Source organism: Paraburkholderia sp. A1RI-2L, from assembly GCF_048957375.1.
Lineage (GTDB): Bacteria > Pseudomonadota > Gammaproteobacteria > Burkholderiales > Burkholderiaceae > Paraburkholderia.
The window spans coordinates 1,887,191-1,901,099 of sequence record NZ_JARBTA010000001.1 but is presented as its reverse complement, the minus strand read 5'-3'; the positions used below and the strand labels follow the sequence as shown (position 1 = coordinate 1,901,099).

The 13,909-nt window shown below is 66.5% G+C and carries 15 protein-coding genes and 1 tRNA gene; 5 read left to right on the top strand and 11 right to left on the bottom strand.

What is annotated here, in order from left to right:
* Nucleotides 1-117: 117 nt before the first annotated feature.
* Together PWP93_RS08810 and otsA are read left to right on the top strand one after the other, a co-directional pair.
* Complete coding sequence (locus PWP93_RS08810) at nt 118-354, top strand: hypothetical protein (protein WP_421044180.1); 237 nt, start codon at nt 118-120, stop codon at nt 352-354.
* 160 nt (nt 355-514) lie between these two features.
* Nucleotides 515-1,957 (top strand): alpha,alpha-trehalose-phosphate synthase (UDP-forming), encoded by a 1,443-nt coding sequence (gene otsA, locus PWP93_RS08805; RefSeq protein ID WP_421044179.1) that lies wholly within the window; start codon nt 515-517, stop codon nt 1,955-1,957.
* 118 nt (nt 1,958-2,075) lie between these two features.
* On the opposite strand, the gene PWP93_RS08800 is transcribed toward otsA, so the two are convergent.
* The 9 genes from PWP93_RS08800 to PWP93_RS08760 all read right to left on the bottom strand — a co-directional run bounded on the left by PWP93_RS08800 (nt 2,076) and on the right by PWP93_RS08760 (nt 8,168).
* Entirely contained in the window at nt 2,076-2,633 is a 558-nt protein-coding gene (locus tag PWP93_RS08800) for a glycine zipper domain-containing protein (RefSeq protein WP_421044178.1), read from the bottom strand.
* Between the two features lie 161 nt (nt 2,634-2,794).
* A complete protein-coding gene (locus tag PWP93_RS08795) occupies nt 2,795-4,234 on the bottom strand; it encodes an MFS transporter (protein ID WP_421044177.1) in 1,440 nt (479 codons plus the stop codon).
* A gap of 113 nt (nt 4,235-4,347) precedes the next feature.
* Nucleotides 4,348-4,851, bottom strand: coding sequence for a YbhB/YbcL family Raf kinase inhibitor-like protein (locus tag PWP93_RS08790; protein WP_421023450.1), 504 nt, complete (start codon nt 4,849-4,851; stop codon nt 4,348-4,350).
* A 179-nt stretch (nt 4,852-5,030) separates the two neighbouring features.
* Nucleotides 5,031-5,480, bottom strand: a complete 450-nt coding sequence (locus PWP93_RS08785) for a very short patch repair endonuclease (protein ID WP_421044176.1) — start codon at nt 5,478-5,480, stop codon at nt 5,031-5,033.
* 33 nt (nt 5,481-5,513) lie between these two features.
* The gene (dcm, locus tag PWP93_RS08780; RefSeq protein WP_421044175.1) at nt 5,514-6,896 is read right to left on the bottom strand and encodes a DNA (cytosine-5-)-methyltransferase; all 1,383 of its coding nucleotides are present in this window, start codon (nt 6,894-6,896) and stop codon (nt 5,514-5,516) included.
* A 94-nt stretch (nt 6,897-6,990) separates the two neighbouring features.
* Nucleotides 6,991-7,257: a hypothetical protein gene (locus PWP93_RS08775; protein ID WP_421023453.1), complete on the bottom strand. Its 267-nt coding sequence runs from the start codon at nt 7,255-7,257 to the stop codon at nt 6,991-6,993.
* Nucleotides 7,258-7,382: 125 nt separating this feature from the next.
* Nucleotides 7,383-7,652: a hypothetical protein gene (locus PWP93_RS08770; protein WP_421044174.1), complete on the bottom strand. Its 270-nt coding sequence runs from the start codon at nt 7,650-7,652 to the stop codon at nt 7,383-7,385.
* Between the two features lie 81 nt (nt 7,653-7,733).
* A tRNA-Arg gene (locus PWP93_RS08765) sits at nt 7,734-7,808 on the bottom strand.
* 177 nt (nt 7,809-7,985) lie between these two features.
* The gene (locus PWP93_RS08760) at nt 7,986-8,168 is read right to left on the bottom strand and encodes a rubredoxin (protein ID WP_213296839.1); all 183 of its coding nucleotides are present in this window, start codon (nt 8,166-8,168) and stop codon (nt 7,986-7,988) included.
* Between the two features lie 230 nt (nt 8,169-8,398).
* Between PWP93_RS08760 and PWP93_RS08755 the strand changes: the two genes are divergently transcribed.
* Nucleotides 8,399-8,812, top strand: coding sequence for a DUF4399 domain-containing protein (locus PWP93_RS08755; RefSeq protein WP_421044173.1), 414 nt, complete (start codon nt 8,399-8,401; stop codon nt 8,810-8,812).
* 135 nt (nt 8,813-8,947) lie between these two features.
* Nucleotides 8,948-10,876: an ATP-binding cassette domain-containing protein gene (locus PWP93_RS08750; protein WP_421044172.1), complete on the top strand. Its 1,929-nt coding sequence runs from the start codon at nt 8,948-8,950 to the stop codon at nt 10,874-10,876.
* Nucleotides 10,877-10,917: 41 nt separating this feature from the next.
* Here PWP93_RS08750 and PWP93_RS08745 read toward each other — a convergent pair whose 3' ends face one another.
* Together PWP93_RS08745 and PWP93_RS08740 are read right to left on the bottom strand one after the other, a co-directional pair.
* Complete coding sequence (locus tag PWP93_RS08745; RefSeq protein ID WP_421044171.1) at nt 10,918-11,271, bottom strand: DUF86 domain-containing protein; 354 nt, start codon at nt 11,269-11,271, stop codon at nt 10,918-10,920.
* A complete protein-coding gene (locus PWP93_RS08740; protein ID WP_421044170.1) occupies nt 11,268-11,558 on the bottom strand; it encodes a nucleotidyltransferase family protein in 291 nt (96 codons plus the stop codon). Before PWP93_RS08740 ends, PWP93_RS08745 begins: the two co-directional genes overlap by 4 nt.
* A gap of 341 nt (nt 11,559-11,899) precedes the next feature.
* Between PWP93_RS08740 and PWP93_RS08735 the strand changes: the two genes are divergently transcribed.
* On the top strand, nt 11,900-13,891 hold the full coding sequence (locus tag PWP93_RS08735) for a DNA topoisomerase IV subunit B (protein WP_421044169.1): 1,992 nt from the start codon (nt 11,900-11,902) through the stop codon (nt 13,889-13,891).
* Nucleotides 13,892-13,909 lie beyond the last annotated feature (18 nt).

Sequence of the window (13,909 nt, the reverse complement as noted above, 5' to 3'; positions counted from 1 at the left end):
TACGAGTTACAAACGCTTCGCCATTTTTACCGGCATTTTCACGCGACGGCCCCTAGACTGTAAGCACACTGCCGTCTTGGCCGCCGGTTCGCGGCCAAGGCCTCAGGAGGCATCGATATGAGACATCCCGCCATGCGCCGTTCGGCGCGCTACACGGGCAAGCGCGGCCCGCGCGACACTGCGGAAAAGAGCGGCGATCCCCCTGCCGGTCCGGCTTCCGGCGCCACCCACGATCCCGCCGGACAGAACCGCCCGGCGCCCGGCGTGCCGCCCGATGGCGATCACAATCAGGGCGGTGCGCGCGCGGAGGGACTCGACTACCAGCGCGATCTGGGGTCGGAACAGGACGCCTGATTTGCCGGGTTGGCCGGGCGTGGAGCGCATGCGGCTTGCACTTGCCGTGCGAGCCCGCTCTTCACCGCGATTCGCGTCTGGGTTCACGGGAGGCACGACTCTTGCGTGAGTTGTTCTTGCACCGTCCCCTGGACCCAACGAAACAGGAGGTACACCCGTAATGGGCAGACTGATCGTGGTATCGAATCGCGTTGCACCGACACAGGAAGGGCGCCCCGCAGCTGGAGGGCTGGCGGTCGGCGTGCTCGACGCGCTGAAGGAAACCGGCGGAGTCTGGTTTGGCTGGAGCGGCGAGACCGTGACGGAGCAGGCGGCCCCGGTCATCGAGCAGCAGGGCAGCGTCACGTACGCCACGGTGGGCCTCACCCGGCGCGACTATGACCAGTACTACAAAGGTTTCTCGAATACGACGCTCTGGCCCACCTTTCACTATCGCAACGACCTCGCGCGCTACGAGCGCCAGGAATACAGCGGCTATCTGCGGGTGAACGCGACGCTCGCGCGTCAGTTGCAGCCGCTGCTCCAGCCCGACGACATCATCTGGGTGCACGACTATCACCTGATCCCGTTCGCGCGCAGCCTGCGCGAGCTCGGCGTGAAGAACCCGATTGGCTTTTTCCTGCATATTCCGCTGCCGGTGCCGGAGGTAATGCGCTCGGTGCCGCCGCACGAAGAACTGATGCGCTTCATGTGCGACTACGACGTGGTGGGCTTCCAGACCGACGCCGACCGCCAGGCATTCCTCGACTACGTCGAGCGCGGCGGCCACGGCACGTCGAGCGAGGATGGCATGGTCCACGCATGGGACCGCTTCCTGAAGGTGGGCGCCTATCCGATCGGCATCTATCCCGACGCGATCGCGAAGTCCGCCGTGCAGTTCACCGACCGCAAGCCGGTGCGCAGCCTGCGCGACGCCATGCGCGGGCGCAAGCTCATCATGAGCGTCGACCGGCTCGATTACTCGAAGGGGCTTGCCGAGCGCTTCCAGGCGTTCGAGCGCATGCTGCTGAACGGTCCGGGCTGGCATGGCCGCGTCTCGCTCCTGCAGATCGCGCCGCCCACGCGCTCCGACGTGCAGACCTATCAGGCGATCCGCCGCAATCTCGAAGGCGAGGCGGGCCGCATCAACGGCCGTTTCGCGCAGCTCGACTGGACGCCGATCCAGTACCTGAACCGCAAGTACGAGCGCGATCTGCTGATGGCGCTGTTCCGCCAGGCGCAGGTGGGCTATGTCGCGCCGCTGCGCGACGGTATGAACCTGGTTGCGAAGGAGTACGTCGCATCGCAGGACCCCGAAGATCCGGGGGTGCTGGTGCTCTCGCAGTTCGCGGGCGCCGCCGAACAGTTGCCGGGCGCGCTGGTCGTGAACCCTTACGATCTGAACCAGACCGCCGAGGCGCTCGAGCGCGCGCTCTCGATGCCGCACGCGGAGCGCCGCTCGCGCTACGAGGACATGATGGCCTTGCTGCGCGAGAACAATCTCTCGGTGTGGCGCGACAACTTCCTCGCCGACCTGCGCAGCGTGGCGACGGCGGCGTCCGTCACCGCGAAGGCGCGCAGCGCAGCGCCGGTGAAGGCCGCTACGACGAGCAAGGCGAACTGAGCCCGCGCGCGCTGATTGCCCCAGGTGTGCCGGGCGCGCACGGCGCGAGCGCAACGATTCGGGCACGGCCGCGCGCCGTGCCCGACGTGCCGCCGGCTTTCATCGGCAGCCGGCGTTTTCAGGCCCGCTGTGCGCCCGTCTGGCTATAGGGAGTGGGTGTCCGGGTCGGATCGAAGTCGGCCCAGTGGCCACCGCTCCATTGCCCCGAGGCGCGCTCGAGATCATCGGCGCCGGCTTCGCGCAAGACCTCCGCAGCTGTTGCCTGATTCTCGGCGCTCACGTGCACGGTGAGCAGCACGCCCGACTGGCGCGCTTCACGATGCACGCGCTCCTCGTGCTCGGCATGGTGCTGCCAGCCCGCACCGATGCGTGCGCCAAGCCACGCACCCACGATCGCTGCAATCGCGGTGGACGGCAGCGATGCCATCAGCAGCGCGCCGAACAGCGCGATGCCTACCACGGCGCCCGCGACCGCGCCGATGACGAGATTGCGCTTGCGGTGCGTCGATGCGGCGCTCGCGTGCACGGTATGTGCCATATGGCGCGCGTGCTGTCCGCGCGGATTGACGAAAAACAGGTTGACGTCTTCTTCGATGAAGCCGCGCGCGAACAGCTTTTCGGCTACGGCTTCGGCGGCGGGGAAGGTCGTGAACCGGCCAGCGACGATCAGAGACATGGGAATCCCCCTTTGCAAGGTTGACTCGCCTGGAGAACGGCGCCGAACCCTCGGCGGATGCCGGGGGCCGGCTACCATGCATCCATGTTAGTGCATGTTCGAGCGGGCTACCGGCGTACGGCCGATGCAGCGGGCCTGGCTGGGAACGGGGAGGGCTGTCGTTATTCCAGCGTGGCCGCGCCGCGCCCCGGCACGAGCCGCAGCACGCTCACCACCGCAGCAATGGCCGCGAAAGCGGTCGCCACATAGAGCGCCACGGTCGGCCCATGCTGCGGCGCGATGCCGAAGATCAGCGCGACCAGCGCCGCTCCGAGCGTCTGGCCGGTGAGCCGCGCCGTGCCGAGCATGCCGCTCGCGCCGCCGCTGCGCTCGCGCGGCGCGGCGGAGAGAATCTGCCGGTTGTTGGGCGACTGGAAAATGCCGAAGCCCGCGCCGCACAACGCCATGCGCCAGCTGATCTCGACGATGGTGGGCTGCGCGTGCAGCGTCGCGAGCGAGGCCAGCGAAACGAGCCCGAGCGCAAACAGCGCGAGCCCCACGCCGCCGAGCATGCCGGCCGGATAGCGGTCGGAGAGCACGCCCGCGAGCGGCGCCGCGCCGATGATCACGAGCGGCCAGGGCGTCATGAGCAGGCCCGTCTGCACCTGCGAAAAGCCGAAGGTCTCCTGCAGCAGAAACGGCAGCGCGACGAACGCGAGCATCTGCGCGCAGAACGAGCAGATCGAGGTGCCGATCGATAGCGCGAACACCGGGTTGGCGAGCAGGTCGACGGGCAGCAGCGGCGCGGGCTGCGTGAGTTGGCGCCGCACGAAGAACCAGCCGATCACGAGCGCCCCTGCGAATTCGAGCGCGACCCACGCGCGGCGCTCGCCGTGGCCGAGGCCATCGACAGCGAAGATCAGGAGCCCGAAGACGAGGGCGTTGAGCACCGCGCTCAGCAGGTCGTAGGGCGCGGGGTGCCGTTCGTTGACGGGCAGCGCGCGCAGGCCCAGCACGAGGGCCGCGATGCCGATCGGCACATTGATCGCGAACAGCCACGGCCACGAAGCGATCGCGAGCACGCCCGAAGCGAGCGTCGGGCCGACTGCGGAGGCGATCGCCACCACCATCGCATTGATGGCGATGCCGCGCCCGAGTTGCGCGCGCGGATAGATCATGCGCACGAGCGCGGTGTTCACGCTCATGATGCCGGCGCCGCCGAAGCCCTGCACCGTGCGCGCGATCGCGAGCTCAGGCAGCGAGGTCGCGAGCGCGCAGCCGAGCGAAGCGAGCGTGAAGAGCGCCATGCCCCACAGGTAGACGCGCCGGTAGCCGATGCGGTCGCCGAGCGAGGCGAGCGGGAGCAGCGAGATCGTCACCGAAAGCTGATACGAGTTGACGATCCAGATCGAGCTCGCGGGACTCGCATTGAGATGATGCGCGATGGTCGGCAGCGCGACGTTGGCAATCGCGCCGTCGAGCACGGCGAGCGTGATGCCGAGCGCGACGACGAGGATCGCGTAATAGCGTTGCGGGAAGGGCAGCCCGGTCTCGAAGTCGTCGGAGGGATCGACGGGGCTGGCGGGACCGGCGCGCGAGGCGGCAAGCGTGGATGTGGGCATCGATGAGAGGGGCGGCGCGCGTCAAGCCTGACGTGCGCCGCCGGGCGTTTTCATGGTGCTGCGTTGTGTCGTGTTGCGGCGCGCTGCGTGCGCAAGCCGCGGTGACTTCCGCGTTACTTAAGCTCGTAGAGCCCGACCCAGGTGGTCGAGTCCATCTCGTTCAGGTGCGTCATGAAGCGGGCGACTGCGTTGGTGGTTTCCGGCGTGACCGGCAATTGCGCGACTTTCAGCGCATGGATGCGGAAGATGTACCGGTGCGGCTTGTCCCCGCGCGGCGGCGCGGCGCCCCCGAAGCCCACCGTGCCGTAGTCGTTGCGCACCTGCACCGCGCCTTGCGGCAACAGGCTGCCATCGGCCTTGCCCGCGTTGAGCGCGAGCGAGCGCACGTCGGCCGGGATGTTGACGACCACCCAGTGCCAGAAGCCGCTGCCCGTGGGCGCGTCCGGGTCGTAGACGGTCAGCGCGAAGCTTTGTGTGTCGGCGGGCGGCGCGTCCCATTGCAAGGAGGGCGAAACATTGTCGCCATCGACGCCGAAGGCCCGATCGTCGAACTCCTGCGCCTTCGGCATGAAGCCGTTACTCGGAAAGTCATCGGACCAGAGTCGAAAATCAGCCATCGGTTGCCTCCTTCTCGTTCAATTCTGATATGGATATGGCGGGCGTCGGACGCTGGGCGTCGCAGGTCGGGCGTCGCGTTGCAGGGAGCGCCGGCAGACGATCCAGTTTATCACTGCGGGGCCTCGCGCCATGGCCGTGTGCCGGCTGTGCCTGGGGCATGCCCGGGTCGTCGACGCGCTCAGGCACGCGCCTCGAACCAACTACTTGCCGGGTCTTCGAGCCAATGCGCGAGCCGCTCGACGACGGCCTGCGGATCCTGCGCGGCGCCGCGCAGCGCGCATTCCCAGATCACGGCGACGCGCCAGCCTTGGGCCGCGAGCGCGGCGAGGGCCTTGGCGTCGTTGGTGCGGTTGCGCGCGATCTTGGCGCGCCAGAATTCCGGCCGCGTGGCCGGCCACTTGAAGAGCGCGCATTGATGGCCGTGCCAGAAGCAGCCATGCACGAACACCACGGCGCGATAGCGGGGCAGCACGATGTCGGGGCGCCCCGGCAGCTCGCGCACGTCGAGCCGAAAGCGAAAGCCGCGCCGGTGCAACAGGCTGCGCACCAGCATTTCGGGCTTCGTGTTGCGCGCGCGGATGCCCGACATCATCCGGCTGCGCGTGGCGGTGTCGACGACATCGACCATGGCGCGCCTTTTGCGGTTCGCCCGGGCCGGCGCTCAGGCCGGCGCGCTCGCCGGTTGGGACGCGATCGGCGGGACGAGCGGCGAGGCGGGCGGCGAATCCTGCGCCGAATCGACGGACGCAGCCGCAGCGCGCGTCAGCGCCGCATCGAGGTGCGGCATCATCGTGCGCGCCACTTCGCGCATCACCGGCATCACGACGCTATTGCCGAATTGCCGGTACGCCTGGGTGTCGCTCACCGGAATGCGGAAAGTGTCGGGAAAGCCCATCAGGCGCGCGCATTCGCGCGGCGTGAGGCGGCGCGGACGCAGGCCTTCGCCCTGATGCACGAGGATCTCGCTGCCGTCCTTGTGATAGCGCGCGGAGAGCGTGCGCGTGACGCTGCCCGCAAACGCGAGGCCGTAGCCGAAGCCGTTGCCGGCCGCGCGGTGCTTCTCCGCGTATTGCTGCAGATAGGCCCACAGTCCCGGCGTGAGCGTGTATTTCGGCTGGACCCGGCGCGCCGCGTGATCGAAGAAGCGTTCGCCGTCCCATGGCAGGAGGGGCTCGCTGCCATCGGTGCGGTGCAGGATCGAACCGAGACGCGGACCTTCCTCGGGCAGGCTGAGCGCGTCCCACGTGAACGGCGTGGGCTCGCGAAAGCCGACGATGATGATGCGCTCGCGATGCTGCGGCGTGAAATGGCGTCCGTCGATTACGCGGTAATGCACGTCGTAGCCGAGTTCGTCGCGCAGCACCTGCAGGATCACGTCGAAGGTGCGGCCATGGTCGTGCGAAAGGAGATTCTTGACGTTCTCGAGCAGGAAGGCGGCGGGCCGCTTCTCGGCGATGATGCGCGCGACGTCGAAGAACAGCGTGCCTTGCGTCGTGCACTCGAAACCGTGGGGACGGCCGAGCGCGTTCTTCTTCGAAACGCCCGCGATCGAGAACGGCTGGCACGGAAAGCCCGCGAGCAGCACGTCGTGATCGGGCACCTCGGCGGCGGGAAACTCGACGATGTCGCCGACGAACGCATGGTCTTCGCCATCCGTCTGCCCGTAGTTTTCCAGATAGGTTTTCTTGGAGAACGGATTCCACTCGCTCGTCATGACGCAGGCGCCGCCATGCGCCTCGAAGCCCTTGCGAATGCCGCCGATGCCCGCGAACAGATCGACGAAGCGAAAGCGCGCGGGCTGCCGGCTGGACGATTTCGCGCGGGAGCCCAGGCCCGTTTCGGCGCGGTGCAAGAGCTCGCGCAGCGCGGCTTCGAGCATGGCGGGGCACGGCGTTTCGCCTTTTTCCCAACGTCGCACGGTTTTGACGTCCTTGCCGACGTGGGCGGCGATCTGCTGCTGGGTGAAGCGCTGGCGTGCCTGCTGAAGCAGGTCTCGCGAATGGGCCGGGTGCACGAAGTCCTCTCTGGGTATTTTGGCGGACATTATGTCCGATGGACGACCCCGACACCAGGATTTCCGCGCGCGGCGGATGGGCGGCTCACGGCCGCTAGCAGTGGCTAGTGGCGATTAGTGGCGACTAGCGGCGGCCATCGCCGTTGCCGACGGCGCGCTTCGGGCTGGCCGTCACCGCCGATGCGGCATTCAGTTCGTACAGTTCGATCTGGAGCAGCAGGCTGTCGATATCGGCGAGTTGGCCTTTATTGACGTGGCCGGTGTCGAGCAGCCGGTGCAGGCGCATGCGCCAGTAGGAAGGGGCGAGGATCGGCCCGGCGAGGTCGCCCGAGAGCGAAAGCGGCATGACGCGCCGAATATGGGCGATATCCTGGTCGAGGAGAGTCGACATCAGGTGGCCGGCCGGAAGGGGACGTAGTGGGTCCATGTCCGAAGATTACGGCAGTTTCGGCCCCGGCTTTAGGTCCGGGCGGCTCCCTGTTTACCCGCAGTCGGGCGCGGGTTCGGGCAGGCGGCTTATTCGGCCGGCGTCTCGGGCGTGGGCCCTTGCGCGGCGGTTTCGAGGAAGCGGCGCGTGGCCTCGAACGAATTGAGCATCTGCTCGGGCCAGGGCGTTTGCAGCATCACGGCCTGATGATTTTCGAACGCCGACGACAGTAGCTTGACGAGTTCCGGCGAGCTCAGATGACGCAGCAGAACGCTCACGGCGATGGCGGTTGCCTGGCTGGCGCCTGCGGTTTGCAGTTCGGAATGTGTGAGGGCGGCGAGTTGCTTGTTGATGTCCATGCGGGATCGGCCTGGAGTGAAGATGTTGCGAGGCGGGCGCGGGCGCGGGCGCGCGGCAAGGCGGGGATGGGTGCGGGCGGCTGGTCCCCCTGGCAGGAATCGAACCTGCATCTAGCGCTTAGGAGGCACTTGTTCTATCCATTGAACTACAGGGAGCCGTCAAATCCGCTGCGGGGCGCACGAATTCCCACTCCGCCGGATCGCCATGTTTCCCAAGTCACCCGTCATGGCGCGGAGTCGGTGCAGGCGCAAGAGTATAGCAAACGCCATTCACCTCGAAAACGTCGTTCCCGCGTGCCCTGGTCGCGCACCGCGGGTCGCGAACCGCGCGCGTCAGAATTCCACGGCTACGAAGTCGCCCTTGCCCACGTCGCACAGCGGGCAGCGCCAGTCGTCGGGGATATCCGCGAAGCGCGTGCCTGCCGCGATGCCTTCGTCGGGCAGACCTTCCTCTTCGTTATAGACCCAGCCGCAGATCAGGCAGACCCAGCTTTTGTATTCGATCACTTCGCTCACAACACACACCTTTTCGTTCGGTTCGACGCGGTTTTGCCCGCTGGTTTGCCCACCATATGGCCCCATGAACCCCGTTGCACGGGCCGGGGCGAGCGGCCGGCGACCCGCGATGTTACCGGAAACGGCGCACCCGCGGCGCGTGGCGTAGTTCTTGCGGTGTATGCTGGGACGCGGACGCATCGCACCGCAACCCACTGAGCAACCACCGGGCAATCCCCCAGGAGCGAACAATGACCAGAAGGACATGGCTGGCCGGCGCAGCGCTGATGGCCTCGACGACGGCACTCCTCGCGATGAGCAGCATCGCGCGCGCCGAGGGCGTCTACTTCGTCGAGCCGAAGAACGGTGCAACGGTGAGCAACCCGGTGCACGTGAAATTCGGAGTCGATGGCATGACGGTTGCGCCCGCCGGCACGACCACGCCCAAAACCGGACATCACCATCTGCTGATCGACGGCGCGGCGCTGCCGCAAGGCACGGTCGTACCGGCCAGCGAGAAGTCGATCCACTACGGCAAAGGCCAGTCCGAAGCCGACGTCACACTGCCGCCCGGCGACCACACGCTCACGGCGCAATTCGCCAACGGCGCGCATCAGTCGTATGGTCCCGAGTGGAGCCAGACAATCACGGTTCATGTGAAGTAGGCCGTGCGGGCGGCTACGCCCGCGAACCTCGCCACGACGGGGCGCGCCGGGGGGCTCAATGCGCCCCTCATAGGCCCCGCGCGCGCCCCGGTACAATACGCGCTTGCTCTCCAACGCAGGCAACGCTCTCCATTCATGTCGCTTTACACCATTACCGGCGCGCAACTCGCGTTCGGCCACGTCGCGCTGCTCGATCACGCCGACTTTTCGCTCGAAGCCGGCGAGCGCGTCGGGCTGATCGGCCGCAATGGCGCGGGCAAGTCGTCGCTGCTCACGATAGTCGCCGACCTCGCGAGACCCGATGACGGCCTCGTCACGCGCCAGCAGGATCTCACGACCGTCTACGTTCCGCAGGAGCCCGATTTCGACACCGACGCCACCGTGTTCGACACAGTCGCCTCGGGGCTCGCGGGCGTGCGCGCGCTGCTCGACGAATTCGACGGGGTCGCGCACCGGCTCGCGGACACGCCCGAAGGCGCGGAACACGACGCGCTGCTCGCGCGCATGAACGCGCTGCAGTCGTCGCTCGATCACGCCGACGCCTGGAACTGGCGCACGCGCGTCTCCACCACGCTCGCGCAAATCGGCCTCGAAGGCGACGCGCGCGTGGGCGCGCTCTCGGGCGGCATGCAAAAGCGCGTGGCGCTGGCGCGCGCGCTCGTCGTGCAGCCCGACGTGCTGCTGCTCGATGAGCCGACCAACCACCTCGACTTCGACGGCATCCGCTGGCTCGAAGAACTGCTCGTCGCGCAGCGCTCGAGCCTGCTCTTCATCACCCACGACCGCGCGTTCCTCGACCGCGTGGCCACGCGCATCGTCGAGCTCGATCGCGGCAAGCTGCTTTCGTATCCGGGCAACTTCTCGCAGTATCAGGAGCGCAAGGCGCAGCAGCTCGAAGTCGAGCGCGTGGAAAACGAGAAGTTCGACAAGTTGCTCGCGCAGGAAGAAGTGTGGATCCGCAAGGGCGTGGAGGCGCGCCGCACGCGCAGCGTCGGACGCATCGCACGGCTCGTGCAGATGCGCAACGAGCGCGCCGAGCGCCGCAACGTGCAGGGCAACGTGAAGCTCGACGTCGCGCAGGGCGAGAAGTCGGGCAAGATCGTCGCCGAGCTCACCGACGTCGTGAAGCGCTATGGCGACCGCACGATCGTCGACAACTTCTCGGGCACGGTGATGCGAGGCGACAAGATCGGCTTCGTCGGCCCGAACGGCGCGGGCAAGACCACGCTGTTGAAGCTGATCCTCGGCGAGCTCAAGCCGGACGCGGGCACCGTGCGCGTGGGCACGAACCTCCAGGTGGCGTACTTCGACCAGATGCGCGCGCAGCTCGACCTCGAAAAGAGTCTCGCCGACACCATCAGCCCGGGCAGCGACTGGGTCGAGATCAACGGCGCGAAGAAGCACGTGATGAGCTATCTGGGCGACTTCCTGTTCGCGCCCGAGCGCGCGCGCTCGCCCGTGAAGTCGCTCTCGGGCGGCGAGCGCAACCGCCTGCTGCTCGCGCGTCTTTTCGCGCGTCCCGCGAACGTGCTGGTGCTCGACGAGCCGACTAACGACCTCGACATTCCCACGCTCGAACTGCTCGAAGAACTGCTGACCGATTACGACGGCACCGTGCTGCTCGTGAGCCACGACCGCGCGTTTCTCGACAACGTGGTGACTTCGGTGATCGCCTCCGAAGGCGAAGGGAAGTGGCGCGAGTACGTGGGCGGCTTCACCGACTGGCAGACGCAGAGCGCGCGTGCGCAAGAGATTGCCGAGGCGCGCGCGCCGAAGGAAGCAGCGAGCGTGGCCGCCGCGCCGAAGGAGAGCGCTGCGGGCCGCAACGCGCAGCGCACCGTGAAGCTTTCGTTCAAGGAGCAGCGCGAGCTAGAAGAGCTGCCCAAACGTATCGAGGCGCTGGAGGCCGAGCAGAAGGATATCGGCGCGAAGATCGAGGACGGCTCGATCTTCGCGAAGGATGCGCAGGAGGGGGCTCGGCTCACCGAGCGCTATGCGGCGATCGACGAGGAATTGCTGGTTGCGCTGGAGCGGTGGGAAGAGCTGGAGAGCAAGCGCAAGTGATGTGATGCGCAGAGAAGGCGGCCTGATGAAGGCCGCTTTTTTTATGTGCGCTTCAGCTTCGAGAGCTTGTGTTTCAGGTCGGGCAAGTAGGTCTGTACGGTGCTCCAGACAATGTCGATGTCGACGGCAAAGTAGCCGTGCGAGACCTGGTTGCGCATTCCGTACATCGCCTCCCACGGTATCTCCGGGTGCGCGGCCGCAAAGTCAGGATCGCCTTGCGTGATGTTGTGGGCCGCTTCGCCAATGATCTCGATGTTTCGCACGACGGCATCGACAGCCATCGGTGTTGCCTCGAAGCTATCGTGTGAAAGAGGCTCCGTGTATGTGCGAATGCGTTCGATGGCGTCGAGGATATGCTGCAAGTAATCCGGGGTGCGCAGATCTTTTTTCCTCATACCGGTACCGATTCGGCGATTACGCGTGCGCGGAAGGTCTCGGGCAGCGCTTTGGGCGTAAGTACGTCCACTCGCACGCCCATGAGCGCTTCCAGGCGCAACTGGATTTGCGCGAGATCGATAAGCGTAGTCTCCGGCGTCGGATCGACGAGTAAATCGAGATCGCTATCCTCGTCGTCCTCGTCGCGCGCCGACGAGCCGAACACGCGCGCATTCATTGCATGATGGCTTGCGACAATTTCGCGTATTTCGGCGCGATGCGCGCGCAAGGCTTCGGACGGTTTCATAACAACTCCACGCTCCCAAACAGGGCAACAGGCCGGTTGAATTCCTGGCGGCAGGCACCACGCCGCACGTGCCCAATTCTACGCGACTCCCGCACCTCGCTACCCCTCGGCCGAACGGCCGACCCCCTTCCAAATTGCCGCGCAAGCCCAAATCAGTACAATACCTCGCGCATTCGAACAACTGCGGGAGCGCGCGCCGGCCCGGCGAGGTTTGCACGGGCGTTGCGCAGCGCGCTCACCCCGTTGTTTCGACACGGTTTTTTTGAACACTCAACGCGTTTTCCCCGCAGATGTCCACAGGACCTGTGGACAAGCGCGCGGATAACCCCCTGCGGATCACCATGGCAACGAAGAAGTCAAACGCTGCAAACGCTGGATATAGCGAAGCGTCGATCAAGGTGCTCAAGGGCCTCGAGCCCGTCCGGCAACGGCCGGGCATGTACACGCGCACCGAGAATCCGCTGCACATCATTCAGGAAGTCATCGACAACGCGTCCGACGAAGCGCTCGGCGGCTTCGGCAAGCGCATCACCGTCACGCTGCATGCCGACCATTCCGTCTCCGTCGACGACGACGGCCGCGGCATTCCGTTCGGCTTGCACCCCGAAGAGAAGGTGCCCGTCGTCGAGATCGTGTTTACCCGCCTGCATGCGGGCGGCAAGTTCGACAAGGCCGCCGGCGGCGCCTATACGTTCTCGGGCGGCCTGCACGGCGTGGGTGTCTCGGTCACCAACGCGCTTTCGACGCGGCTGGACGTGACCGTCTGGCGCGACGGCAAGGTCGCCGAAATCGGCTTTGCGGATGGCAACGTCGTCAAGCCGCTCACCACGCGCAACGCCGCGCGCGACGAGAAGAAGACCGGCACGCGCGTGACCGCGTGGCCCGATGCGAAGTACTTCGACTCGGCCAATCTGCCGCTCGGCGAACTGCAGCGTCTGCTGCGCTCGAAGGCGGTGCTGTTGCCCGGCGTCGAGGTCGAGCTCGTCAACGAGAAGACCGGCGAGCGCCTCTCGTGGAAATACGAAGACGGCCTGCGCGGCTATCTGCTCGAAGGCATGGGCGGCAGCGACTTGCTGATCCCGCTCTTCGAAGGCGAGCGCTACGCCGACGCCCGCACCACCGACGACACCTTCGCCGAAGGCGAGGGCGCCGCGTGGGTGGTCGCGTGGAGCGAGGAAGGCCCGCTCACGCGCGAGTCCTACGTCAACCTGATTCCGACGCCCGCGGGCGGCACGCACGAAAGCGGCCTGCGCGACGGTCTCTTTCAGGCCGTGAAGAGCTTTGTCGAATTGCACAATCTGCAGCCCAAGGGCGTGAAGCTGTTGCCCGAAGACGTGTTCGCGCGCGTCTCGTTCGTGCTCTCGGCCAAGGTGCTCGACCCGCAGTTCCAGGGGCAGATCAAGGAGCGACTCAATAGCCGCGACGCCGTGAAGCTCGTTTCGTCGTTCTCGCGTCCCGCGCTCGAACTGTGGCTCAACCAGCACGTCGAGCACGGCAAGAAGCTCGCCGATCTCGTCATCAAGCAGGCCCAGGCGCGCACGCGCGCGGGCCAGAAGGTGGAAAAGCGCAAGAGCTCGGGCGTGGCCGTGCTGCCCGGCAAGCTCACCGACTGCGAGTCGACCGACATCGCGCGCAACGAGCTCTTCCTCGTCGAGGGCGATTCGGCGGGCGGCTCCGCGAAGATGGGCCGCGACAAGGAATATCAGGCCATCCTGCCGCTGCGCGGCAAGGTGCTCAACACGTGGGAGACCGAGCGCGACCGTCTGTTCGCGAACAACGAGGTGCACGACATCTCGGTGGCGATCGGCGTCGATCCGCACAGCCCCGACGACACCGTCGATCTCTCGAACCTGCGCTACGGCAAGATCTGCATTCTCTCGGACGCGGACGTCGACGGTTCGCACATCCAGGTATTGCTGCTCACGTTGTTCTTCAAGCATTTCCCGCAGCTGATCGAGCGCGGCCACGTGTGCGTGGCGCGCCCGCCGCTGTTCCGCGTCGATGCGCCCGCGCGCGGCAAGAAGCCCGCGCAGAAGCTCTACGCGCTCGACGAAGGCGAGCTCGAAGCGATTCTCGACAAGCTGCGCAAGGACGGCGTGCGCGAAACGCAATGGACCATCAGCCGTTTCAAGGGCCTCGGCGAAATGAGCGCCGAGCAGCTCTGGGACACGACGATGAACCCCGACACGCGGCGCCTGTCGCCCATCGCGCTTGGCGAGCTCGATTACGAAGCCACCGTCGCGCGCATGACGATGCTGATGGGCAAGGGCGAGGCGGCTTCGCGCCGCTCGTGGCTCGAAGAAAAGGGCAACGAAGTCGAAGCGGACATCTAAGCCCACGCACACGAATAC

Coding starts and splice junctions, on each gene's coding strand:
- PWP93_RS08810 (WP_421044180.1), top strand. CDS start 118: ATGAGACATCCCGCCATGCGCCGTTCGGCGCGCTACACGGGCAAGCGC.
- otsA (WP_421044179.1), top strand. CDS start 515: ATGGGCAGACTGATCGTGGTATCGAATCGCGTTGCACCGACACAGGAA.
- PWP93_RS08800 (WP_421044178.1), bottom strand. CDS start 2,633: ATGTCTCTGATCGTCGCTGGCCGGTTCACGACCTTCCCCGCCGCCGAA.
- PWP93_RS08795 (WP_421044177.1), bottom strand. CDS start 4,234: ATGCCCACATCCACGCTTGCCGCCTCGCGCGCCGGTCCCGCCAGCCCC.
- PWP93_RS08790 (WP_421023450.1), bottom strand. CDS start 4,851: ATGGCTGATTTTCGACTCTGGTCCGATGACTTTCCGAGTAACGGCTTC.
- PWP93_RS08785 (WP_421044176.1), bottom strand. CDS start 5,480: ATGGTCGATGTCGTCGACACCGCCACGCGCAGCCGGATGATGTCGGGC.
- dcm (WP_421044175.1), bottom strand. CDS start 6,896: ATGTCCGCCAAAATACCCAGAGAGGACTTCGTGCACCCGGCCCATTCG.
- PWP93_RS08775 (WP_421023453.1), bottom strand. CDS start 7,257: ATGTCGACTCTCCTCGACCAGGATATCGCCCATATTCGGCGCGTCATG.
- PWP93_RS08770 (WP_421044174.1), bottom strand. CDS start 7,652: ATGGACATCAACAAGCAACTCGCCGCCCTCACACATTCCGAACTGCAA.
- PWP93_RS08755 (WP_421044173.1), top strand. CDS start 8,399: ATGACCAGAAGGACATGGCTGGCCGGCGCAGCGCTGATGGCCTCGACG.
- PWP93_RS08750 (WP_421044172.1), top strand. CDS start 8,948: ATGTCGCTTTACACCATTACCGGCGCGCAACTCGCGTTCGGCCACGTC.
- PWP93_RS08745 (WP_421044171.1), bottom strand. CDS start 11,271: ATGAGGAAAAAAGATCTGCGCACCCCGGATTACTTGCAGCATATCCTC.
- PWP93_RS08740 (WP_421044170.1), bottom strand. CDS start 11,558: ATGAAACCGTCCGAAGCCTTGCGCGCGCATCGCGCCGAAATACGCGAA.
- PWP93_RS08735 (WP_421044169.1), top strand. CDS start 11,900: ATGGCAACGAAGAAGTCAAACGCTGCAAACGCTGGATATAGCGAAGCG.